Annotated in this window: 23 protein-coding genes and 1 pseudogene; 16 read left to right on the forward strand and 8 right to left on the reverse strand. The window is 45.3% G+C overall.

What is annotated here, in order from left to right; all coding sequences use genetic code 11:
- The first annotated feature begins 46 nt into the window (after positions 1–46).
- Entirely contained in the window at positions 47–370 is a 324-nt protein-coding gene (flhD, locus tag BMY60_RS00160; protein WP_090330279.1) for a flagellar transcriptional regulator FlhD, read from the forward strand.
- 32 nt (positions 371–402) lie between these two features.
- Positions 403–943, forward strand: a pseudogene (gene flhC, locus BMY60_RS00165) (flagellar transcriptional regulator FlhC).
- A 15-nt stretch (positions 944–958) separates the two neighbouring features.
- Here the strand turns inward: flhC and BMY60_RS00170 are convergent.
- The gene (locus BMY60_RS00170) at positions 959–2,155 is read right to left on the reverse strand and encodes a pyridoxal phosphate-dependent aminotransferase (RefSeq protein WP_090330280.1); all 1,197 of its coding nucleotides are present in this window, start codon (positions 2,153–2,155) and stop codon (positions 959–961) included.
- An 89-nt stretch (positions 2,156–2,244) separates the two neighbouring features.
- Between BMY60_RS00170 and uvrB the strand changes: the two genes are divergently transcribed.
- Complete coding sequence (uvrB, locus tag BMY60_RS00175) at positions 2,245–4,275, forward strand: excinuclease ABC subunit UvrB (protein WP_090330281.1); 2,031 nt, start codon at positions 2,245–2,247, stop codon at positions 4,273–4,275.
- Positions 4,276–4,277: 2 nt separating this feature from the next.
- Here the strand turns inward: uvrB and BMY60_RS00180 are convergent, their stop codons facing one another.
- The 6 genes from BMY60_RS00180 to BMY60_RS00205 form a co-directional block, all read right to left on the reverse strand.
- Complete coding sequence (locus BMY60_RS00180; protein WP_090330282.1) at positions 4,278–4,625, reverse strand: hypothetical protein; 348 nt, start codon at positions 4,623–4,625, stop codon at positions 4,278–4,280.
- Positions 4,626–4,702: 77 nt separating this feature from the next.
- Positions 4,703–5,560 (reverse strand): TrmH family RNA methyltransferase, encoded by an 858-nt coding sequence (locus tag BMY60_RS00185; protein WP_090330283.1) that lies wholly within the window; start codon positions 5,558–5,560, stop codon positions 4,703–4,705.
- Between the two features lie 63 nt (positions 5,561–5,623).
- Positions 5,624–6,925 carry a histidinol dehydrogenase gene (gene hisD / locus BMY60_RS00190; RefSeq protein ID WP_090330284.1) on the reverse strand — a complete coding sequence of 434 codons (1,302 nt, stop codon included), beginning with the start codon at positions 6,923–6,925 and terminating at the stop codon, positions 5,624–5,626.
- 44 nt (positions 6,926–6,969) lie between these two features.
- Positions 6,970–7,614 (reverse strand): ATP phosphoribosyltransferase, encoded by a 645-nt coding sequence (hisG, locus tag BMY60_RS00195; protein WP_090330285.1) that lies wholly within the window; start codon positions 7,612–7,614, stop codon positions 6,970–6,972.
- Positions 7,615–7,636: 22 nt separating this feature from the next.
- Positions 7,637–8,275, reverse strand: a complete 639-nt coding sequence (locus tag BMY60_RS00200; protein ID WP_090330287.1) for a superoxide dismutase — start codon at positions 8,273–8,275, stop codon at positions 7,637–7,639.
- Between the two features lie 88 nt (positions 8,276–8,363).
- The gene (locus BMY60_RS00205; protein ID WP_090330288.1) at positions 8,364–8,795 is read right to left on the reverse strand and encodes an ExbD/TolR family protein; all 432 of its coding nucleotides are present in this window, start codon (positions 8,793–8,795) and stop codon (positions 8,364–8,366) included.
- A 179-nt stretch (positions 8,796–8,974) separates the two neighbouring features.
- Here BMY60_RS00205 and purE point away from each other — a divergent pair, with 179 nt between their 5' ends.
- Genes purE through BMY60_RS00220 form a run of 3 tightly spaced genes read left to right on the forward strand, consistent with a single transcriptional unit; the run spans position 8,975 to position 11,522 of the window.
- Positions 8,975–9,466, forward strand: a complete 492-nt coding sequence (purE, locus tag BMY60_RS00210; RefSeq protein ID WP_090330500.1) for a 5-(carboxyamino)imidazole ribonucleotide mutase — start codon at positions 8,975–8,977, stop codon at positions 9,464–9,466.
- Between the two features lie 25 nt (positions 9,467–9,491).
- On the forward strand, positions 9,492–10,622 hold the full coding sequence (locus BMY60_RS00215; protein ID WP_090330289.1) for a 5-(carboxyamino)imidazole ribonucleotide synthase: 1,131 nt from the start codon (positions 9,492–9,494) through the stop codon (positions 10,620–10,622).
- A 6-nt stretch (positions 10,623–10,628) separates the two neighbouring features.
- Complete coding sequence (locus tag BMY60_RS00220) at positions 10,629–11,522, forward strand: phosphoribosylaminoimidazolesuccinocarboxamide synthase (protein WP_090330291.1); 894 nt, start codon at positions 10,629–10,631, stop codon at positions 11,520–11,522.
- A 606-nt stretch (positions 11,523–12,128) separates the two neighbouring features.
- On the opposite strand, the gene creA is transcribed toward BMY60_RS00220, so the two are convergent.
- Positions 12,129–12,638 carry a protein CreA gene (creA, locus tag BMY60_RS00225; RefSeq protein WP_143057312.1) on the reverse strand — a complete coding sequence of 170 codons (510 nt, stop codon included), beginning with the start codon at positions 12,636–12,638 and terminating at the stop codon, positions 12,129–12,131.
- A gap of 225 nt (positions 12,639–12,863) precedes the next feature.
- Here creA and rimP point away from each other — a divergent pair, with 225 nt between their 5' ends.
- The 10 genes from rimP to ccmE all read left to right on the forward strand — a co-directional run bounded on the left by rimP (position 12,864) and on the right by ccmE (position 22,068).
- Positions 12,864–13,292, forward strand: coding sequence for a ribosome maturation factor RimP (gene rimP / locus BMY60_RS00230; RefSeq protein WP_090330503.1), 429 nt, complete (start codon positions 12,864–12,866; stop codon positions 13,290–13,292).
- Between the two features lie 26 nt (positions 13,293–13,318).
- Positions 13,319–14,791 carry a transcription termination factor NusA gene (nusA, locus tag BMY60_RS00235; RefSeq protein WP_090330292.1) on the forward strand — a complete coding sequence of 491 codons (1,473 nt, stop codon included), beginning with the start codon at positions 13,319–13,321 and terminating at the stop codon, positions 14,789–14,791.
- A gap of 161 nt (positions 14,792–14,952) precedes the next feature.
- On the forward strand, positions 14,953–17,598 hold the full coding sequence (infB, locus tag BMY60_RS00240) for a translation initiation factor IF-2 (RefSeq protein WP_371264172.1): 2,646 nt from the start codon (positions 14,953–14,955) through the stop codon (positions 17,596–17,598).
- A 6-nt stretch (positions 17,599–17,604) separates the two neighbouring features.
- Entirely contained in the window at positions 17,605–17,982 is a 378-nt protein-coding gene (gene rbfA, locus BMY60_RS00245) for a 30S ribosome-binding factor RbfA (protein ID WP_090330295.1), read from the forward strand.
- 132 nt (positions 17,983–18,114) lie between these two features.
- On the forward strand, positions 18,115–19,050 hold the full coding sequence (truB, locus tag BMY60_RS00250) for a tRNA pseudouridine(55) synthase TruB (protein ID WP_256250607.1): 936 nt from the start codon (positions 18,115–18,117) through the stop codon (positions 19,048–19,050).
- An 84-nt stretch (positions 19,051–19,134) separates the two neighbouring features.
- Positions 19,135–19,749 (forward strand): cytochrome c biogenesis heme-transporting ATPase CcmA, encoded by a 615-nt coding sequence (gene ccmA, locus BMY60_RS00255; protein ID WP_090330298.1) that lies wholly within the window; start codon positions 19,135–19,137, stop codon positions 19,747–19,749.
- 1 nt (position 19,750) lies between these two features.
- Entirely contained in the window at positions 19,751–20,410 is a 660-nt protein-coding gene (ccmB, locus tag BMY60_RS00260) for a heme exporter protein CcmB (RefSeq protein ID WP_090330300.1), read from the forward strand.
- 193 nt (positions 20,411–20,603) lie between these two features.
- Positions 20,604–21,347, forward strand: a complete 744-nt coding sequence (ccmC, locus tag BMY60_RS00265; protein WP_090330301.1) for a heme ABC transporter permease CcmC — start codon at positions 20,604–20,606, stop codon at positions 21,345–21,347.
- Positions 21,347–21,553, forward strand: a complete 207-nt coding sequence (gene ccmD, locus BMY60_RS00270) for a heme exporter protein CcmD (protein ID WP_090330303.1) — start codon at positions 21,347–21,349, stop codon at positions 21,551–21,553. Before ccmC ends, ccmD begins: the two co-directional genes overlap by 1 nt.
- A gap of 68 nt (positions 21,554–21,621) precedes the next feature.
- A complete protein-coding gene (ccmE, locus tag BMY60_RS00275) occupies positions 21,622–22,068 on the forward strand; it encodes a cytochrome c maturation protein CcmE (RefSeq protein ID WP_090330304.1) in 447 nt (148 codons plus the stop codon).
- The last annotated feature ends 50 nt before the right edge of the window (positions 22,069–22,118 follow it).

Here is a 22,118-nt window from a genome sequence, read left to right on the forward strand (position 1 = left end):
TATTGTTTAACTGTTCTACTCAGTTTATTAAACAGGAGAATTTAAAATGGAAACAAAGCAGCTTTTGGATGAAATCAGAGAAATCAACTTGGCTTACTTGCTGCTTGCCCAGCAATTGATACGTGAAGATAAGGTGGCAGCTATGTATCGACTAGGTATCAATCAGGATGTTGCTGAACTTATTGAAAAACTGACTACAAGCCAGCTTTTGAAAATGGCTTCTTCCAATAGTTTGCTATGTCGTTTTAGATTTAATGACGCTTTGATAGCAGAACTGCTGTCGGGTAGTAATCGTGATGATAATAGTGCCGTATCTCAATCACACGCTGCCATATTGATGGCCGGACAACCCGCCGAGGCAATTACTTAGGCTTTTGGTCGTTTTCTAAAGGGAAATAATATATGCGCAATCGAAGCATACTTACAGAAGCTAAACAAATTCAGTTGGCATCCGAGTTGATTAAATTAGGTGCACGTTTACAGGTATTGGAAGTGAATTCCAATTTAAGCCGTGAAAGACTCGTAAAGCTATACAAAGAAATAAAAGGGGTATCCCCCCCCTAAAGGAATGCTGCCTTACTCCGAGGACTGGTTTATGAGCTGGCAGCCTAACATGCATTCTTCATTATTCATTAATATTTATAATTTTATTACGACGCATGCAGATATTAACAGTATTGATGCTTTGATAAAAGGTTACAAGTTATATCTTGAGCATATCGAAGCAAACAAGCTTGAACAGGTGCTCAGTCTGACACGTGCCTGGACATTGATCCGTTTTGTTGAAAGTGAAGTGTTATGTATAACGCCTTGCGTAAAATGTGGCGGAGAATTTTTAGTGCATTCGCTTGATATTCATTCAAACCATATCTGCGGATTATGTAATATTCCATCCAGGGCTGGAAAAACCAAGAAGGCTGCTGCTGAGTCAAGGCTGCATTAGCTGCTTGCGTCTAATCTAGTGATCTAATGCTTGTTTAAGCCGGGTTAATGCTTTTTCCAGATTATCCATGGAAGTGGCAAATGACAAACGCATATAACCTTCGCTGCCAAATGCTGAACCTGGAACAACTGCAACACCGGATTTTTCCAGCAAGTATTCACAAAATGCCAAATCGTTTTTATGCTGTATAAGGCCATTGCTATATAGGTTGTCAACCGCTTGGCGTGCATCTGCGAATGCGTAGAAGGCGCCTTCAGATTTTAGACAGGTAACTCCCTTACACTGGTTTAATTGTTCAGAAATAAAATCGTTGCGCGTGATGAATGCATCAATCATTGGTTTTATACAGGATTGATCGCCGTTTAACGCCATTTCCGCCGCCGCTTGGGATATCGAACTGGGATTTGAAGTGCTTTGTGACTGGATATTTTCCATGGCAGTAACGATTTCAGCAGCTCCTCCACAGTAACCGATGCGCCATCCGGTCATTGAGTATGCCTTGGATACGCCGTTCAAAACAACCGTTCGTGCGTATAAATCGGGACAAGCGCTTAATATATTGGCAAATTGGTTGCCTGACAGCAGTATATGTTCATACATATCGTCCGTGGCGATGAGGATATGAGGGTATTTGCGCAGTACTTCACCTAACGACCGCAGTTCCTCCAGTGAATAAACAGCGCCGGTTGGATTGCTTGGGCTGTTTATGACAAACATTCTCGTTTTTTGGGAAATAGCCTTCTCGAGTTGATCGGCTGTAATCTTGAAACCTTGCTCAATACCCGTGTCAATAAATACTGGCCTGCCTTCGGCAATCATCACGATGTCAGGATAAGAGACCCAGTAAGGTGCGGGGATAATAGCTTCATCTCCCGGATTGAGGGTGGCTAACGCAAGATTAAAAAAACTTTGTTTGCCGCCGCAGGAAACCAGAATTTGCGCGCTATCATATTCCAAATTGTTTTCACGTTTAAACTTGGCGATGATAGCTTTTTTTAATCCAGGGGTGCCGCCGACAGCCGTATATTTGGTTAAGCCTTTGCTGATAGCTTCTATTGCGGCGTCTTTGATATGTTGAGGCGTATCAAAATCAGGTTCGCCAGCACCTAAGCCGATAATATCTTTCCCTTCAGATTTCAAACGGGCGGCGCGGGCTGTAACAGCCAGGGTAGGTGATGGTTTGATGGCTTGTACGCGGCTGGATAGTTGCACAACAAATTCCTCACTCTAAAATAGACAGACCGGCATGTTAAAATAACGATCAAACAATTGTAATGACAACATGAAAATGGATTATACCTGTGATTCAGACCTTCCCCAATAGTTTATATAAATTGCATCAATCGTTTAAACCTGCCGGAGACCAGCCGCATGCAATTGAAGATCTTGCCGAAGGGATTAATGATGGGCTGACCTATCAAACGTTGCTGGGTGTCACTGGTTCAGGTAAAACATTTACCATTGCAAACGTCATTGCGCGGTTGGGCCGTCCCGCAATTCTGATTGCGCCCAACAAAACGCTGGCAGCGCAACTATATGCAGAAATGCGTGAGTTTTTTCCTGAAAATGCGGTTGAATATTTTGTTTCCTATTATGATTATTATCAACCTGAGGCATACGTCCCTTCACGCGATTTGTTCATTGAAAAAGATTCCAGTATCAATGCTCATATCGAGCAAATGCGGTTGTCGGCAACAAAATCGTTACTTGAGCGTGACGACACAGTGATTGTAGCAACCGTTTCCTGCATCTATGGTATCGGCGATCCTGTTGATTATCACGGTATGATTTTACATTTGCGGCGGAACGAGAGATACTCGCAACGCGATATTATTAAGCGTCTGGCTGAAATGCAGTATGAACGCAATGAAATTGAATTTGCTCGTGGCATGTTTCGTGTCAGGGGTGATGTGCTTGATATTTTTCCGGCAGAAAGCTCCGAGGCGGCTGTGCGAATATCGTTGTTTGATGATGAAGTTGATGACTTGTCATTGTTTGATCCGTTGACCGGCCGTGTTTTACAGAAATTATCACGTTATACCGTTTATCCTTCCAGCCACTACGTGACACCCAGAAGCACTGTCTTGCGGGCGATGGACTCGATAAAGCATGAATTGCGCGAGCGATTGGATTATTTTTATCAGGGTCATCATCTGGTTGAAGCGCAGCGTCTCGAACAGCGCACCCGGTTTGACCTCGAGATGCTTAATGAATTGGGTTTTTGTAAAGGCATTGAAAATTACTCACGGCATCTTTCGGGAAAAAAACCAGGCGAGCCGCCGCCAACACTGATTGACTATCTGCCCAAGAATGCCCTGATGTTTATTGACGAGAGTCATGTGACTGTGCCGCAGATTGGTGGCATGTTTAAAGGAGATCGCTCGCGTAAAGAAAACCTGGTGCAATATGGCTTTCGCCTGCCCTCGGCGTTGGACAACCGCCCACTGAAATTTGAAGAATTTGAAAAAATGATGCCGCAAACCATTTTCATTTCTGCGACGCCGGCGGATTATGAACACCGTCATAGCGGACAGACTGTCGAGCAAGTCGTTCGGCCGACAGGGCTTGTCGATCCGATGATTGAGGTGCGCCCGGTTACATCGCAGGTGGATAACTTGATGTCTGAAGTGACTATCCGCGCTGAGCGGAATGAACGTGTACTGGTAACGACACTGACCAAGCGTATGGCAGAGGACCTGACCGATTATTTTGCGGATCATCGGATAAAAGTACGTTATTTGCATTCTGACATCGATACTGTGGAGCGTGTTGAAATCATTCGCGATTTAAGACTTGGTGAATTTGACGTGCTGGTTGGTATCAATCTGCTGCGTGAAGGACTTGACATTCCGGAGGTTTCACTGGTTGCAATACTGGACGCAGATAAAGAAGGATTCTTACGTTCTGAGCGTTCTTTGATTCAGACCATCGGCAGAGCTGCGCGTCATATTAATGGAACGGCCATTCTTTATGCGGATCAGCTTACCCGTTCAATCCGTGCAGCCATCGATGAAACAAACCGCCGGCGTGAAAAACAACTGGCCTTTAACCGTAAGCATCAAATCACGCCGCGGACTGTGCACAAGCGGATAAAGGATCTGATTGACGGTGTATATAATCTTGATACGGCGCACAAGAAACAGAAAGCCAGCGACACGCAGGCGGTTTACCAAGCGATGGATGCGCGTCAGATTGGCAAGGAAATTCAACGGCTGGAAAAAAACATGTTGAGTGCTGCCAAAAACCTGGAGTTTGAGCAGGCCGCGCACTGCCGGGATGAAATCAAGCGGCTAAAAAACCAGCTATTTATAGGCGCAACCGAGATGGAATAGCTTTATTTTTTTATCATCGTTGATGAAACGAAAATAACGCGTCTGAACGTGCGGTTTAGTGTTTTGCTGGTAAAATTTTCCATTGACATGCTTTCCACAAATTTGATGTGGTCTCCGGGCTTGACTTGCGTAGTCGGCGCGGCTATCCAGAAAAGCCGGTCTCCGTTTTCGATCTGCATGTAGGTATAGCCAGCGGTGTCCAGGACATCTACAACTTTTCCTTCATTGTTAGGATATTGTTTGCCGGGTGCAACTGTAACGGTTTCTTCGTGATGCAATGCCAATGTGCTCAAAGGATAAGAAAACAGGCTAAACGTTATTAGCGTGATTGGAATGAAAAAAAGCCGCATAATTCCTCCACTGATGTTTGAATCAAACAGGCTATGATACACCGCTATGATGCTAAGTTCCAATCACAGCGCTCAATTCAAATGTTTTCGCTGCCCTGAAATTGCGTATTCATGTGATGAGCCTGCCATTGCTGGCGCACTTTTTCGAACAGAAAAACTGCTGCGGCAGCGGCGGCGTTGAGTGATTCTGTTTGGCCTGGCATGGGAATGGCGATTGCTCTATCCGCTGCTTGGAGCATCGGTTTTGATAGTCCCGCGCCTTCATTGCCAAAAATGAAGGCAGTGGGTTTGTTTAAGTCCGATTGATACAATGTTTGAGACCCTTTCGGCGAAGCAGCTAACACCTGGCCATGAAAACTTCCTGCAATTTCAATGAGATTACAATTATTATGAATGGTTGTAAAAAAATGCGCACCCATGGCTGCGCGCAGTGTCTTGGGCGACCAGGCATCGGTGCAGTCTTTGGATAAAAAAATGTCTGAAATATCAGCAGCTGCGGCTGTGCGGATAATTGCGCCCAGGTTGCCCGGATCCTGAATTGATTCCAGTAGAATACAACTGGCCGACTTTGAAACGGAGCTTCCGGGTTGATTTGTGATTGCCGGAACAGAAATACAGGCGAGAATGCCGGTTGGCGTTCTGACCGGAGAAATCTTTTCGAACACATGATCGGTAACCCGGAATACACGCGTTACCGTTTCCGGAAATTGCCTGCATGTATTCACCAGTGATAGGATATCGCTGTTTTTTTGACCGGTTTCGCTGACAATAATGCTTTTCGGTGCTGTCAGATCTGTATCGGCGGCAAGATAGGATTGAATCAGATGGATGCCGTCGAGAACCGTGCTGGATGATTGTTCGCGCAATCGAGCGGATTTTTGCAGCTTAACCAGATATTTGATATACGGATGTTCGCGTGAGGTTATCCGCTGCATTTAAATCATCCACAAAGATGCGGCAGCGGGAAAAACGCCGGGCTGGCACGCCGTAAACGGTGGTTATGCTTTAATCCGGTATTCCGCGGAACGGGCATGTGCCTGCAGGCCTTCACTGTTTGCAAGAATGGATGCGATTTCGCCGAGTTTTGTGGCGCCTTGATCGGAAACCTGTATCAAACTGCTGCGTTTTTGAAAATCGTAAACGCCTAGCGGAGATGAAAACCGCGCTGTGCGCGAAGTTGGCAATACATGGTTGGGACCGGCGCAATAATCGCCCAGCGCTTCGCAGGTATGTCGTCCCATGAAAATAGCACCGGCATGCTTGATTTTGTCAACCCAGAACTCGGGATTATCAACGGAAAGTTCAAGATGCTCGGGAGAGATGGCGTTGGCAATTGCGCACGCTTCTTCCAGATCCTGAATCTGTATCAGCGCGCCGCGGTTTTCCAGCGCTGCGCGAATGACGTCATGACGTGGCATGGTATCGATGAGCCGGTCAATACTCTTGGCAACCTGATTTAGAAAATCGGCGTCCGGTGCCAACAGTATCGATTGCGCCAATTCATCATGTTCGGCCTGAGAAAACATATCCATCGCAATCCAGTCAGGTTCTGTTTTGCCGTCGCAAATCACCAGAATTTCAGACGGGCCAGCAACCATGTCGATACCGACAATACCAAAGACGCGACGTTTGGCGGCTGCGACATAGGCGTTGCCGGGCCCGACGATTTTATCAACCTGCGGTATGGTTTCGGTGCCGTATGCCAGCGCGCCGATGGCCTGTGCGCCACCTATGGTAAACACGCGATCGATTCCACTGATAGCCGCGGCTGCCAGTACCATGTCATTTTTCTCGCCGTGCGGCGTCGGTACAACCATAAGAAGCTCTCCGACGCCGGCGACTTTGGCGGGTATTGCATTCATTAGTACTGACGATGGATAGGATGCCTTGCCGCCAGGGACATAAAGTCCCACGCGATCGAGCGGCGTGACCTTTTGGCCGAGCAGGGTATTGTCGTCTTCCCGATAGTGCCATGAACTGGCAACCTGTTTTTCATGATATGTTTTGATGCGCTTTGCGGCAAGTTCAAGCGCTTGCCGTTGCTCAGCCGGTAATGACGACAGTGATTGATGCAGCTCGTCGTGCGTTAATTCCAGCGTTTTAATCGAACTGGCATGCACATGATCAAATCGTTGGGTGTATTCAATCAACGCCGCGTTACCGCGTGTCTTAATTTCAATAAGAATCTGCGCAACGGCGGTGTCAATCGATTCATCCATAATGGCGTCAAAAGCCAGTAATTGATGTAGAGCCTGATTGAAATTGCTGTCAGTTGAAATGAGCCGTTTGATTTGAACCATGATTAGTTGTCCGGGTGATAGAAGCGAAAAATGATGGTTAGCAATTAGTTGTTGACGGCATGAGAGAATGCGCTCAGGATAGGTTCTATTGTTTCCCGCTTCAGTTTTAGTGCGGCCTGATTGACAATCAACCTTGAAGATATCGGCATTATTTCCTCTACCGCACGCAGGTTGTTGGCTTTCAGCGTGTCGCCAGTTGAAACCAGATCGACTATCGCGTCCGCCAGTCCTACCAGTGGCGCGAGTTCCATTGAACCATACAGTTTAATGAGATCGACGTGAACACCTTTGTCGGCGAAATGTTCGCGTGTTGTCTGTAAATACTTGGTGGCAATTCTTAGTCGCGCTCCTTGGCGTACTGCCGAATCATAATCGAATCCGTCTGGTACTGCGACCATCATACGGCAGCGCGCGATGTTCAAATCCAAAGGCTGATACAGGCCGTTGCCGCCATGTTCCAGCAGAACGTCTTTTCCTGCAATTCCCAGATCGGCCGCACCGTATTGCACATAGGTCGGTACGTCGGAAGCGCGCACGATAACCAGCCGCACATTGTTACGGCTGGTTGGTAAAATCAGTTTGCGTGATGATTCGGGATTGTCTTGGGAGACGATACCGGCAGCTTCCAGTAATGGTGCGGTATCGTCAAATATTCTCCCTTTTGACAAGGCGATGGTGATGTCGGTCATACAGCCTGCTGGCTGATCAAGTTCACGCAAGATTAGCCTGTGCAAATTCCCAGTTTATCAGTTTGTCAAGAATGGTATTGACATAGTCGGCACGCCGGTTCTGGTAATCCAGATAGTATGCATGTTCCCAGACATCAATCGTCAACAGCGGGCGAAGATTCTGTGTGATGGGAGATTCTGCATTACTGGTTTTGGCTACCGCGATTTTATCACCATCCTGGACCAGCCAGGCCCACCCGCTGCCAAATTGTGTCATGGCTGCGTTGGCAAATTCTTTTTTACAGGCATCAATACTGCCGAATGATTGCTCTATCTTTTGTTTGAGCGTTGCAGATGGTTCTCCGCCACCATTGGGGCTAAGACTATGCCAATAGAACATGTGGTTCCAGACCTGCGCCGCATTATTGAAAACGCCGGCTTTATCCGCTTTTCCTGCAACTGCCAGAATGATTTGTTCGAGCGATTGACCTTCCAGGTCGGTACCTGCAGCCATTTTGTTCAGGTTGTCAACATAAGTTTTGTGATGCTTGCCATAATGAAAGCTGAGTGTGTTTGCGGATATCACCGGTTCCAAAGCATTATCTGCATAGGGCAGGGGCGCCAGAACATATTCATTGCCTGATAATGCAGCACTGGAAAAATTATCAAGATTAAGTGGCATGCGAGTCTCCTTTCTGAAAAATTGAATTAAATGGTTGACGAAGGTTTTTATAACTGTTGATTAAAAATTATTATTTTTTTAGAACACCTTATTTTTCCGGTTTGATTTCTGTAACAAATGTAATTTTGTTGTAGCCAGCAAGGCGTGCGGCTTCCATGATTTTGATCACAGATTGATGAGAAGCATTCTCGTCACCGTTAATGACAATCAAAGGATCCGCTTGTTCCTTGGCGGCATTACGCAGCGCATCGCGCAGATATTCAATGCCGGTCGATTTGATTGGTACCAAATCGATTGTGTATTCTCCCATCGCGGTGACAGTGATATCAATTGTTCCAGGGTGCTCTGCATTTTTATCGATTTCTTTATTGCTGGCTTCAGGCAATGTAATTTCAAGTTCGGCAAACTTAGAATAAGTCGTAGTGACCACCAGAAAAATCAGTATCACCAGTAAAACATCGATCATCGGCACCAGATTGATTTCAGGCTCTTCCTTGGGTCTGCCACGTTGAAAATTCATTTAGGGTACGTTTTTAATTCGAGTTATGGTTTAGAATTATATAGCGCGAGTTGCGTATTATAAAACAACATGCAAAACAGCGTAGCATCTGCAACATGATACGCGGCGCGTTTGCTGCGACATGTTTTTATTATTGTAATTTTTTCGTTAATGTGATTACCTCGGACTTCCGGACATATATGAAAGAGCCATTAGTCAGCGTTGTCATGGGCAGCAACAGCGACTGGAATGTCATGCAGCATGCGGTCGCGGTACTGAAGGATTTTGACCTTCCGCATGAAGCGCGCGTCGTCTCTGCGCATCGCACACCCGATGCCATGTTTGCGTTTGCCGAAACCGCGAGCCAGCGCGGTATTCAATGTATTATTGCCGGCGCCGGCGGTGCCGCACATTTGCCGGGCATGATTGCTGCAAAAACGACGGTACCGGTTCTGGGAGTTCCTGTCAATTCGCGTTACCTGAAAGGACTTGATTCCTTGTTGTCAATTGTACAGATGCCTGCAGGTGTTCCGGTGGCGACCTTTGCGATCGGTGAAGCGGGTGCCGTCAATGCAGGACTGTTTGCTGTCGCCATGTTGGCAAATAATCAACCGTCAATCCGGGATCAGCTGAATGCATTCCGGAGTAAGCAGGCAGAAAGTGTGGTGGCAATGCAATTGCCAGAAAAATGATCGCATACCGGGTAAGATAAACTGAATGGAACCAATTCTTCCAGGGGCAATGCTGGGTTTGCTGGGTGGCGGTCAGCTTGGCCGGATGTTTGTCATGGCTGCGCATCAAATGGGATATCAGGTAATGGTGCTGGATCCAGATGCCGATAGCCCAGCTGGCCGGATAGCCGAACAATTTCTCTGCAAAGAATATACCGATCAAACCGCATTGCAACAACTTGGCACAAGGTGTGCCGCAGTTACAACCGAGTTTGAAAATATTCCGGCAGATGTGCTTTCTGCATTGGCGTCATATAGCGCAGTCAGTCCTAACGCCGAAAGTGTTGCGATCGCCCAAAACAGAATTGCAGAAAAGCGTTTTTTACAAACACACGGTTTCCCCGTCGCGCCGTTTGCAGTAATTGATAAGATTGACTGTGTTGATGAAGTAAAGCATTTATTTCCCGGCATACTAAAAGTCAGTCAGTTCGGTTATGATGGCAAAGGGCAACGGCAGGTAAGCGATGCGGACGAATTGCATGCGGCCTTTGTTGAGATGCGTTCGGTGCCATGTGTGCTGGAAAAAAAACTGCCGCTGAAATCCGAAGTTTCTATCGTACTAACCAGAGGGTGCGATGGCGCAATGGCATCTTTCCCAGTCGTGGAAAATCAGCATGTCAGCGGTGTCCTCGACATCAGTATCGCGCCGGCCAGAATTGCAACCATGATTGCTAAACAGGCCAATGACGCAGCTGAAAGCCTCGCTGAAATTCTGGAGTATCAGGGCGTGCTCTGTGTCGAGTTTTTTGTATTGGAAGGTGAAGGATTGATAATCAATGAAATTGCCCCGCGTCCGCACAACAGTGGGCACTATACTGTCGATGCGTGTATTACTTCGCAGTTCGAGCAGCAACTGCGTGCCCTGTGCGGTTTGCCGCTGGGTAATGCGGCGATGCACCATTCTGCCGTTATGGTTAATCTGCTTGGCGATTTGTGGCAAAAAGGTGAGCCCGAGTGGCTGCATGTAATCAAGCAACCGCTGGCGAAACTGCATTTATATGGAAAAAAAGCAGCGCGGCCAGGACGAAAAATGGGGCATTTTACCGTCCTTGGCGCGACTGTTGATGAGGCATTTGCCAGCGCACGTGAAATTCAGCAGCAATTGGAGTCTGTATAAATTAGTATGCTGAACGAATCTGCATTGTTTGAAACGCATATCGAAAGCCTGCCGTTCGTGCATCGCGGCAAAGTGCGCGATATCTACGCCGTGGACGACGACAGGCTGTTGATCGTACAAACCGACCGCATCTCGGCTTTCGATGTCATTTTGCCCGACCCGATACCGGGCAGAGGCAAGTTGCTGACCGCATTGTCGGCGTTCTGGTTCGAAAAACTCGCGCATATCATACCGAATCATTTGACTGGTATTGCGCCCGAGTCAGTCGTCGCTGCGACCGAGCGCGAGCAGGTTCAGGAACGCGCTTTTATCATCCGCAGGCTCAAACCGCTGCCGGTTGAGGCGATTGTGCGCGGTTATATCGTCGGTTCAGGATGGAAAGATTATCAGACAACCGGCGCCATTTGCGGTATTCAGCTACCGCCGGGGTTACAGCAGGCGGAAAAAATACCGGGTGGCGCCATCTTTACCCCGTCGACCAAAGCAAAAGCAGGTGCGCATGATGAGAATATCCGGGTGTCCGAAGTAGAACGGCAGCTCGGAAAAGAATTGACCGCCAAAGTCAAGGAAAAAGCATCGCAGTTGTATACCGAAGCGGCGGATTATGCCGTACAACGGGGCATCATCATCGCCGACACCAAATTTGAGTTCGGGCTTGATGAGACCGGTGAGCTGTATCTGATCGATGAAGCGTTGACGCCCGATTCATCCCGTTTCTGGCCGGCCGACCAATACCGCACCGGCATCAGCCCACCGAGTTACGACAAACAATTTGTGCGCGACTGGCTGGAAAGGCAGAGTTGGAACAAAAAACCGCCAGCACCGGCTTTGCCGGTTACAGTCATTCGGCAGACGATGGAAAAATATCAGGAAGCGTTGAGGCGGTTGACTGGAGTTTGAGATAAGCGGATGATCAACGGATAAGCTTGCGTCATCCAGGAAAGGATTCTGGCAAGAGTGAACAGCGATTAATGATTGAGAAAGAAGTAATTTTCAAGAAAACTGTAATTTTGTGTAGAGTATAAACTTGACCTTGCGTACTGTTAGCCTATCGCCGTGTGGCGAGAATTTTGATTATACAATTAGACCATGTCATTATGAGTGACCCGAGCTGTGCCTTACGTTACATCGGCTAATTAAATAAATATTTACAAGCAACTCAAGAGTGTTGTTAAGAGAAGATCAGGGCTAATTTGTTCTACCTTTGAAACATAGGAAACACGTTGTTTTGGCAAAAATAAGACCTCATGAAAAACAAAGACTTAGATTTAGAACAAATTCGCCCTGAAGAGAAAATACTTAAAATGAAAATGGGATCAAATATCTCCGCTTGGTTATCAGTTATTGCCATTGTTATATCGTAACTACTTACCCCATGTTTCGTGAGCTTTACCCGCCAATGCAATTTGAATGGCGATTAGCGGATTATATCCCTTGTTGGCCATAGACCGGCAGCGCTAATCCTATAAAATTGGACATTCCAGTTTGAGAAAGATTATGACGGGACTAATGCCAGGGCATAATCGGAATGGTGGAAATACTGTTTTTGGGTGATCCTTCAATGATGCGATCACTATACGTTAAATAGATGAGTACGTTTCTTTTGGGGTCGTAAAAACGAGCAACTTGTAACGATTTGAAGAGTAATGACGTGCTTTTTTTGAATACTTCATCGCCATCTAAATCACCATTTTTAATTTTTTCGGGCAATGAAATCGGCCCAACCTGTCTGCATGCGATTGATGCGTCGGAAGTGTCTTCGGCAACGCCAACCGCACCTTTTACACCCCCGGTTTTAGCTCTGCTTAAATAGCATGTGGCACCGCCGATGTCGGGGTCGTCAAACGCCTCGATAACAATTTTGTCATTTGGGCCGAGTAATTTGAATTTGGTCGATACGCTTCCAATTTTTTCTGCGCTCAAAAATGATGCAAATAATAAAGCGGACATCAAAACAAAAACGTGTGCAATTTTAAGCAAGGTAAATTTTTTTGTGTTGATTGCTAAACGTGTCATGTTTTTTCCTTTCATTGGCTGCTGGCAATTTCTAGTGTGCATAAATCAATTTTTGATATGGTTGTTTGAAATTGCTGCATTAGTGGGCGGTTAAAATTAATAAATGTCATTGTACATTTTAACTAAATCATCAATAATTTGTTCCAAATTTTTTAATTGTTTGATAAAATCGAGATCAAATTTTTATGGGCTTCGAGAGCCCATTTTTTATTTGTGTTGGCCACTATGATGCTGGAAAAATTGCTAGAATTAACACTTGAAGGCATGGGGTATGAGTTGGTTGATGTCGAACATTTATCGCGCGGTAAACTGTTAAGGGTGTTTGTAGACAAGCAAGAGGGTATAACTATTGATGATTGTGTCACAATCAGTAATCATTTGAACCGTTTGTTAACAGCAGAAAATATTGATTACGGTCGCCTGGAAGTGTCTTCGCCGGGTTTAGACAGGCCACTTAGAAAAGAAGGTGACTTTTTTCGTTTCATTGGCGAAACAATTAGATTAAAACTGCGTGTCCCAATACAAGGACAAAGAAATTTTGTGGGCATTTTACGGGAAGTAAATGATGGCATTTTAAAACTTGAAGTCGAAGGAAAATTGTTTGACCTAGATATGCGCAATATTGGAAAGGCTCGGCTAGTTCCAAAATTGTAAGCAATTAAAAATTTGACTGGAGGACTATGAGCCGCGAGATTTTACTGCTGGTTGATGCGTTGGCACGTGAGAAAGCTGTAGAAAAGGAGATCGTTTTTACAGCATTGGAGATGGCATTATCTTCTGCAACAAAAAAAAGATTTCATGAAGATGTCGATACACGGGTATCAATTGACAGGAAGTCAGGTGATTATGAGTCCTTTCGCCGCTGGTTGATAGTTGAAGATGATGCAGTTGAAGATTTTTCTCGACAGATTGCTTTGACTGATGCAAAAAAAATCAACCCTGATATACAGGTTGGAGATTATACCGAGCAACCGTTGGAGCCTATCGAATTTGGACGTATTGGTGCCCAGGCAGCCAAACAGGTTATTTTCCAAAAAATTCGCGATGCGGAACGTGAACAAACGCTCAATGATTTTCTCGAGCGTGGTGATTATTTGGTAACAGGTACAATAAAGCGGCTGGATCGTGGCAATGCTATCGTTGAGTCAGGCAGAATAGAAGCGGAGTTGCCACGTGACCAAATGATACCTAAAGAAAATCTTCGTATAGGGGACCGTGTGCGTGCTTATCTGTACAAAGTCGATCGCGCGGCCAGAGGTCCTCAATTAAAACTTTCACGGATCACGCCAGAATTTCTTGTGAAATTGTTTGAACTTGAAGTGCCTGAAATTGAAGAAGGCATATTGGAAATTAAAGCGGCTGCAAGAGATCCCGGGTCACGGGCAAAGATTGCTGTAAAATCAAACGATCAGCGTGTTGACCCCATAGGAACATGTGTTGGAATGCGTGGCTCCAGAGTACAGTCGGTTATCAGTGAACTGGCAGGTGAACGTGTGGATATTATACTATGGTCGGATGATCCGGCTACCTATATCATCAATGCGCTGGCACCCGCGGAGATCAGCAGTATCATGGTTGACGAAGAACAGCATAGCATGGACATTGTTGTTGATGAAGAAAACCTTGCGCAGGCAATAGGCCGTGGCGGACAGAATGTGCGCCTTGCGTCTGAATTGGCCGGCTGGGTTCTTAATATTATGACTATTCAGGAATCCCAAACAAAACATGAGCAGGAAGCTGCATTCATTAGTCAGCTTTTTATGGATAAATTGCATGTAGATCAGGAAATTGCTGAGATTTTGGTAGAAGAGGGTTTTGCGACGCTGGAAGAAGTCGCGTATGTTCCATTAAATGAAATGCTGGAGATTGCGTCTCTGGATGAGGAAGTAATTAACGAGGTTCGTGAACGAGCCAGAAATGCGTTGTTAACAGATGCGATCGCCAATGAAGAAAGAGTCGAGAATGTAGCTGATGATTTACTTTCTCTGGAAGGTATGGATATTGAGACAGTGCGTATATTAGCTGCAAAAGGAATTAGCAGCCAAAGTGATTTGGCTGATTTGGCTGCCGACGATCTGGTGGAAATGACAGGAATGGATATTGAACGTGCCAATAAATTGATTATCAAAGCACGTGAACCATGGTTTGTTTAAATATTAATAAACTGAATATCATAACGAGTTGATTTGAACAGTATAGTGACAGTCTGGTTTTTTGTTTTATTTGGTTTAAAGAAGGCTTTAAAAGGTTATACATGGCGCAAATAAGTGTAGAACAATTTGCTAATGAACTTGGTTTGCTACCGGCAGTGTTGCTGGAACAGCTGCAAGCTGCCGGTGTGAAAAAAATGTTGGCAGGAGATAATCTAACCGAGCAGGATAAGGCGCAGTTACTTGATTACTTGAGAAAGACACACGGCGCCAAAGAAATGAAAAACAAGGTGACTCTAACCCGCCGTCAGACTTCGGAGATTCGTAAATCTGATAGTATGGGTCGCGCACGCACGATTCAGGTGGAGGTAAGAAAGCGGCGCGTATTTACCAAACCTTCCTATGAAACAAGCTTGGAAACCAAACCAGTCGGAGCCGAAATAAAGCCCAAACCACACTTAACAGAGTCTGTTATTGATGCGGAACAGTTAGCGAGGCGTGAAGAAGAAGCAAAAAAACAAGCAGAGCTGATTGCGCGTCAGGCGGCAGAAATTCAGCGCAAGCATGCGCGAAAAAATGTTGAAATCACCCACGAAGAAAAAAACCAGCCTGGATCAATCACGCCCGCTTCTGAGCAAACCGGACAGCAGAAAGTTGCCGGAAAAATGCCAAAGCCAGCGCATGAAGAATTTCCTCAAACAGCTGAGGGAAAAATTGAACTGGAAAAGTCACCTGGTGGCGTAGCAAAGGAAGCAAAGCCGGTTCAGTCGACTGTTGCGGTAACGGATAGCAATAGCGAATCAGTAGAAAAAAAACTTTTGCCTGAAGGATCGGCAAAAAAACAAGAAGACAAAACCGAGAAAACAGACAAGACTGAAAAGAAAAAGAAGCAGGTTAAGCAATCAGGCTGGAAAGAAGATACTGCACGCAAGCGCGGTGTAAAAACGCATGGAGATATAGGAGGCCAAGGGTGGCGTGCTCGCCGTGAAAAACAGCAGAAATCAATTTCAGTTGAAGCGAAGAAGGAACATGGTTTTTCCGCGCCGACTGAACCGATTGTGCGGGAAATCGTCGTACCCGAAACCATTTCTGTAGGTGCATTAGCCCAGAAAATGTCTGTTAAAGCGGCTGATATCATTAAGGTATTAATGAACATGGGTTCTATGGTTACGATCAATCAAATGTTGGACCAGGAAACAGCCATGATTGTCGTCGAAGAAATGGGACATGTTGCGCAATACGCTGCAATAGACAGTCCTGAAGCATTTTTGGCTGATACCGAATCGCTTATTGCTGAAGCGCAATTGGAACCACGGGCCCCCGTAGTTACAGTTATGGGGCATGTGGATCATGGGAAGACATCCTTGCTGGATTACATCCGCCGTTCACGCGTGGCAGGTGGTGAAGCCGGCGGCATTACGCAACATATCGGCGCATACCACGTTGAAACTGAGCATGGCATGATTACGTTTCTGGATACACCCGGTCATGAAGCGTTTACTGCCATGCGCGCGCGCGGTGCAAAAATCACCGATATTGTTGTTTTGGTAGTTGCCGCAGATGATGGTGTTATGCCGCAGACAATCGAGGCTATTCATCATGCCAAGGCTGCCGGAATTTCATTAATCGTTGCGGTGAACAAAGTTGATAAACCTGAAGCTAATATCGAACGAATTAAACAGGGGTTGGTGGCACATGAAGTCGTGCCTGAAGACTGGGGTGGCGATACCATGTTTATTGAAGTGTCAGCAAAAACAGGCCAAGGCATAGATGGTTTATTGGAAGCGATCTTGTTGCAAGCAGAAGTTCTGGAACTTAAAGCGCCCAAGAAAACAACGGCAAAAGGTGTGGTAATTGAATCACGTCTGGATAAGGGCCGTGGGCCTGTGGCGACCGTTCTGGTTCAATCGGGTACGTTAAAACGGGGCGATGTCCTTCTGGCAGGTGCAGTCTTTGGCAAGGTGCGTGCTATGAGTGACGAAAATGGCAAGTTGATTAAACAAGCAAGCACATCAATACCGGTGGAAATACAAGGAATGTCAGAGGTTCCAGATGCAGGGGATGTTGTGTTGGTTCTTGATGATGAGCGTAAAGCAAGAGAAATCGCTCTATTCCGTCAAGGAAAATATCGCGATGTCAAGCTTGCCAAACAGCAGGCCGCGAAACTGGAAAATGTGTTTGACCAGCAAGAAGGCGTTAAGGTACTGTCATTGATTATTAAAGCTGATGTTCAAGGCTCCTGTGAGGCGCTGACACATGCGCTGCAGAAACTTTCAACTGATGAAGTCAAAGTTAACATTATACACAGCGGCGTGGGAGCAATTATTGAATCAGATATTAATTTGTCTTTGGCATCAAAGGCGGTAGTAATTGGATTTAATGTGCGAGCGGATGCGGGTGCACGGAAATTAATTACTTCAAGCGGCGTGGATGTGCACTATTACAATATTATTTATGAGGCTGTCGATGAAGTGAAAGCGGCTCTTTCCGGTATGATGGCGCCTGAGCGAAAGGAGAGTATTCTGGGCCTTATAGATGTTCGGGAAATATACCGGATTCCAAAAGTCGGTGTGGTTGCAGGTTGTTATGTTCTGGAAGGTTTTGTTAAAAGAAATTCACTAATCAGAGTATTGCGGGATGGCAAAGTGATTCACAACTGCGAACTGGATTCTTTGAAACGTTTTAAAGATGATGTGAAAGAAGTCAAAGAAGGTTTTGAATGTGGTGTATCTCTAAAAAATTACAATGATATCCAAGTTGGCGATCAGTTAGAAGCTTATGAAATAATTGAAACGAGTCGCACGCTATAATTATCAATGCCCAAGGATTTTCACCGTTCTCTGCGTGTGGCTGATCAAATTCAGCGTGAGCTTGCCGATATGTTGGGTCATGAAATCAAAGATCCACGCCTTAGTAACATTACGATTACAGCTGTTGAAGTTAGCCGCGACTATGCTTACGCCAAAGTTTTTTTTACAACTATAAGCGATCAGAAAAATAATATCTTAACCGAGAAAGGATTGGAAAAGGCGAGTGGATTTCTTAGATCAAGCCTGTCCAAGCGGATTAAATTACGCGTTGTGCCGCAACTGATTTTTATTTATGATAAATCAATTGAGCACGGCGCATATATGTCCAAGCTGATTGACGAGGCTGTTGCGCAAGAGCAGCAAGAAAATAAGAATGGTAGCTGAATCGACATGAACTTTCTCAATTGATTATATCGGTACCTCACATGACGGAATTCCTGTCAGCATCAACTAATCAAAATCAACAAATATAGTTTGTTTGCCTTTAATATAACCCGGCGCAATATCAGTGGCATATTGCTGTTAGATAAACCTTATGGAATGACATCCAATCAGGTGCTTCAGAGAGCAAAATATTTATATGCGGCTGCCAAGTCGGGACATACGGGTACGCTGGATCCTTTAGCTACGGGTATGCTGCCTATTTGTATGGGGGAAGCAACCAAGTTTACTTCGGTCTTGTTAAAAGCCAGCAAGTCATATGAAGCCGTAATTAAGTTGGGTTATCAAAGTACCACTGGTGATGCGGAGGGAGTCATAACAAAATTATCCGACGCAGCTAACATACGGCTGAATATAGAAGATTGTAAATCGATGTTGCGGCAATTTGTGGGTAAAATAGCACAAACGCCGCCGATGTACAGTGCGCTAAAGTATCAAGGCAAGCCTTTATATAACTATGCTCGCAAAGGTGCAACGGTTGAACGCATACCACGTGCAGTTTCAATTCATTATCTGCAGATTAAATCATTGTCAGGCAATGAGCTGATTGTATCGGTGCAATGCGGAACGGGTACCTATATACGTGTTTTAGCTGAAGATATCGGTAAGGCGCTGGGATGTGGCAGCGCGTATCTGATTAGCTTGAGACGTTGTAGTGTCGGTTGCTTTCATTTGAATCAGGTGAAAACGCTTGGAATGCTGGAAGAAATGAATCTAATGGAACGTGATCGTTGCTTGTTGCCGATTGATAGCATTTTACATGAATTTCCTTCGGTCTCGCTGGATAAAGCTGAAGCACAGGCTATTTTGTGCGGACGTACGGTCCCCAGGAATAACACGAAAAATCCGATGGACCATACTCAACAAAAGAATATTGTACGCTTATATTATCAACAGTTTTTTCTGGGGCTGGGAGAAGTTTCAATGTGTCAGTCGATAAAGCCTAAACGATTGTTATCTGATAGCTATTTTGCCAAGCAAGATCATAACTTGCTTAGCCGAATTTGCTGATTTGAATACGGCTTGAAAACCTGTACAGTGTTACGGATTTAATCCGAAGCGTTATGATTTTATGTTCAACTTTACAAAATAATTATGTTGCAAGGAACCAATCTTGCCTGTGTGCGCGGTGACCGCAAACTTTTTGAATCAATCAGTTTTACATTAGAAGCGGGCGGATTAATGCTGGTAAACGGGCCCAATGGAAGTGGGAAAACCAGTTTATTGCGGATACTGTGCGGATTATCAAGTCCTGCCATGGGTAAAATTATCTGGAATGGTATAGCCATCGGGTCGCTTGGTAGCGAGTATTATCTCGATTTAACGTATATCGGTCATTTGAGTGGAACAAAAGATGACTTGACCGCATTGGAAAATCTACGTATTTCCAGTGCGCTCTGTGGCACAAAAATAACCGATATGCAGGCTCGCGATGCACTTGAGAATATGGGAATGGGCGGTCGGGAATTTCTTCCGGCAAAGATTTTATCGCAAGGTCAACGCAGACGCGTTGCGCTTGCCCGGTTACTGGTTTGCAGAACCAAGTTATGGGTTCTTGACGAACCTCTAGCGGCATTGGATGTCAGCGCCGTCAAGCTTATCCAGAAATTGCTTGAACAGCATTTGAAGCTAGGTGGCATGATTGTTATGACAACGCATCAGAAAATTGATGTCACTGCCGCCTCAACCGTGCAGCTGCAACTGGCGTAATATGTTTCTTTGGATTGTTCAACGTGACTTGTTGCTGGCCGTTCGACGCCGTTCCGATGTTTTGACCACCTTGTTTTTCTTTATAATAGTTGTCAGCTTATTTCCACTGAGTGTTGGTCCGGAAATGAATATGTTGCGCATGATGGCGCCCGGTATAGTCTGGGTTGCCGCTTTGCTGGCCTCAATGTTGTCACTGGGCAGACTGTTTGCTAATGATTATCTTGACGGTACTTTGGAACAAATGCTGCTTTCTCCTCAATCATTGTCTGTTCTTGTATTGGGGAAAGCGTTGGCACACTGGCTGGCAACCGGCGTGCCTCTGGTCATGATGGCGCCGGTTTTAGGCATTCAATATGATTTACCGACAGATGCGTTGTTTGTTCTGACACTATCGCTGCTGCTTGGAACCCCCGTATTGAGTCTGATTGGCGCAATTGGCGCAGCCTTAACCCTGGGATTACGTGGCGGAGGGGTTCTGGTATCTTTACTGGTATTACCGCTTTATATTCCGGTATTGATTTTCGGAGCAGGTGCGGTAGAAGCCATCATGGCCGGTATTGATTATGATGCGCACTTGTCACTGTTAGGTGCATTTTTATTGGTGTCAGTTGTATTCGCACCCTGGGCCGCAGCGGCTTCCTTGCGGGTGTCTATGGAATAATGGTGGAAAAATTAAAATAATTAACCTCATCTTATTAGAATTAAATGCTATTTTATTTGAATCAATGCAATTTTCTGATTCACCGATTTTAGTATAGAATTATTTGTAATGAGCCAGGGTCAAAACAACCACATTCTGCTGAAGTAATCAGAAACTTAAAAAATAACAACACGTCTTTCAAAGAATATTGCATATGGCTATTAATTGGTATAAATACGCGTCTCCTGCAAGCTTTTATTCTCTTGCAGGCAAAATGATCCCTTTCTTCGCAGTAGTTGCTTTTGGTCTGCTGGTTGTCGGGCTGTATATTGGATTTTTCGTTGCACCAACAGATTTTCAGCAAGGTGAAGCATATCGAATTATTTTCATTCACGTTCCTGCCGCATGGATGTCAATGTTTCTCTACGTTGTGATGGCATTTTGGGCTGGTATCGGCCTCGCATTTAATACTCGTCTTTCTTCAATGATGGCGACTGCCATAGCGCCTACGGGGGCGTTGTTCACATTTCTGGCTCTGTGGACAGGTTCACTCTGGGGAAAACCAATGTGGGGAACATGGTGGGTATGGGATGCGAGACTGACATCCGAGTTGATTTTGCTGTTTCTTTATATCGGCTTTATGTCCCTGCAGGCTGCAATTGATGATTCCCGAAGAGCCGACAAAGCGGGCGCAATTATTGCGCTGGTCGGCGTAATTAATATTCCGATTATCTATTTTTCTGTACAATGGTGGAATACTTTGCACCAGGGGGCTTCGGTTAGTGTGACACAAGCACCCACTATGGCTTCGACAATGCTGACCGGAATGATGGTCATGGTTTTTGCGAGCTGGATGTATTCGATAGCGGTTATTTTAAAACGCGTGCGTGTCATTATTCTTGAACGGGAAAGTCATACCGCATGGGTCGCCGAGCTTAGACAAAAAGGAGTGCTGTGATGAATTGGTCAAGCTGGTCTGAATTTTTTTCGATGGGCGGATACGGTGTTTATGTATGGGGGTCCTATTTTGTAACGTTTGCATGTGTGATCGGTGAAGTACTTCTTGTTTCCAGACGCAAAAGAACTTTGATTAAAAGGGATGGTCTGACACACAAGTCAAATAAAGAAACGTACTCAGTCCGGGATGAAGAATTGAATAACTGAACAAAGAGCCACAAATGAACAAAAAATCTCAGACCCAAATGAGATTTCAAATAAAGAAGAGATAAAAAATGAAACCACGTCATAAAAAACTTGCAGTAATCACTGCTGGTGTTACAGCATTGGGGTTCGCGGCTGTTTTAGTATTAAATGCATTTCAAAGTAATTTGGTTTTCTTCTTTAGTCCGACACAAGTAACAGCTAATGAAGCGCCCATAGGTAAAAGCTTTCGAATTGGCGGTTTGGTAGAGGAAGGCAGTGTTAATCGTGAAGAAGGAACAACAGTCAAATTTGCGGTAACAGATACGTCCGAGGCGATTCAGGTCGTCTATACGGGGATACTTCCCGATTTATTCAGAGAAGGTAAAGGTGTTGTCGCGCAGGGTAAATTAAACGAAAACGGTATTTTCGTTGCTGATGAAGTTCTGGCAAAGCATGATGAAAATTATATGCCGCCAGAAGCTGCGCTAGCTTTGGAAGAAGCCGCAAAAGCTCAGAAAGCTTCTCTGACACAATAAATAAAGATTCTAAAACATGTATGCGTGTTTTAGGTTGTTTCCAATTGTCT

This window comes from Nitrosomonas sp. Nm51 (assembly GCF_900111165.1).
Taxonomy (GTDB): Bacteria; Pseudomonadota; Gammaproteobacteria; order Burkholderiales; family Nitrosomonadaceae; genus Nitrosomonas.

Excerpts from the sequence above, each read along its gene's own strand:
- creA (WP_143057312.1), bottom strand. The coding sequence starts at position 12,638 with ATGACACGTTTAGCAATCAACACAAAAAAATTTACCTTGCTTAAAATT.
- BMY60_RS00220 (WP_090330291.1), top strand. The coding sequence starts at position 10,629 with ATGCTGAACGAATCTGCATTGTTTGAAACGCATATCGAAAGCCTGCCG.
- ccmB (WP_090330300.1), top strand. The coding sequence starts at position 19,751 with ATGTTTCTTTGGATTGTTCAACGTGACTTGTTGCTGGCCGTTCGACGC.
- rimP (WP_090330503.1), top strand. The coding sequence starts at position 12,864 with ATGATGCTGGAAAAATTGCTAGAATTAACACTTGAAGGCATGGGGTAT.
- ccmE (WP_090330304.1), top strand. The coding sequence starts at position 21,622 with ATGAAACCACGTCATAAAAAACTTGCAGTAATCACTGCTGGTGTTACA.
- purE (WP_090330500.1), top strand. The coding sequence starts at position 8,975 with ATGAAAGAGCCATTAGTCAGCGTTGTCATGGGCAGCAACAGCGACTGG.
- hisG (WP_090330285.1), bottom strand. The coding sequence starts at position 7,614 with ATGACCGACATCACCATCGCCTTGTCAAAAGGGAGAATATTTGACGAT.
- rbfA (WP_090330295.1), top strand. The coding sequence starts at position 17,605 with ATGCCCAAGGATTTTCACCGTTCTCTGCGTGTGGCTGATCAAATTCAG.
- BMY60_RS00185 (WP_090330283.1), bottom strand. The coding sequence starts at position 5,560 with ATGCAGCGGATAACCTCACGCGAACATCCGTATATCAAATATCTGGTT.
- BMY60_RS00200 (WP_090330287.1), bottom strand. The coding sequence starts at position 8,275 with ATGCCACTTAATCTTGATAATTTTTCCAGTGCTGCATTATCAGGCAAT.
- ccmC (WP_090330301.1), top strand. The coding sequence starts at position 20,604 with ATGGCTATTAATTGGTATAAATACGCGTCTCCTGCAAGCTTTTATTCT.
- BMY60_RS00205 (WP_090330288.1), bottom strand. The coding sequence starts at position 8,795 with ATGAATTTTCAACGTGGCAGACCCAAGGAAGAGCCTGAAATCAATCTG.
- BMY60_RS00215 (WP_090330289.1), top strand. The coding sequence starts at position 9,492 with ATGGAACCAATTCTTCCAGGGGCAATGCTGGGTTTGCTGGGTGGCGGT.
- ccmD (WP_090330303.1), top strand. The coding sequence starts at position 21,347 with ATGAATTGGTCAAGCTGGTCTGAATTTTTTTCGATGGGCGGATACGGT.
- BMY60_RS00180 (WP_090330282.1), bottom strand. The coding sequence starts at position 4,625 with ATGCGGCTTTTTTTCATTCCAATCACGCTAATAACGTTTAGCCTGTTT.
- nusA (WP_090330292.1), top strand. The coding sequence starts at position 13,319 with ATGAGCCGCGAGATTTTACTGCTGGTTGATGCGTTGGCACGTGAGAAA.
- flhD (WP_090330279.1), top strand. The coding sequence starts at position 47 with ATGGAAACAAAGCAGCTTTTGGATGAAATCAGAGAAATCAACTTGGCT.
- ccmA (WP_090330298.1), top strand. The coding sequence starts at position 19,135 with ATGTTGCAAGGAACCAATCTTGCCTGTGTGCGCGGTGACCGCAAACTT.
- hisD (WP_090330284.1), bottom strand. The coding sequence starts at position 6,925 with ATGGTTCAAATCAAACGGCTCATTTCAACTGACAGCAATTTCAATCAG.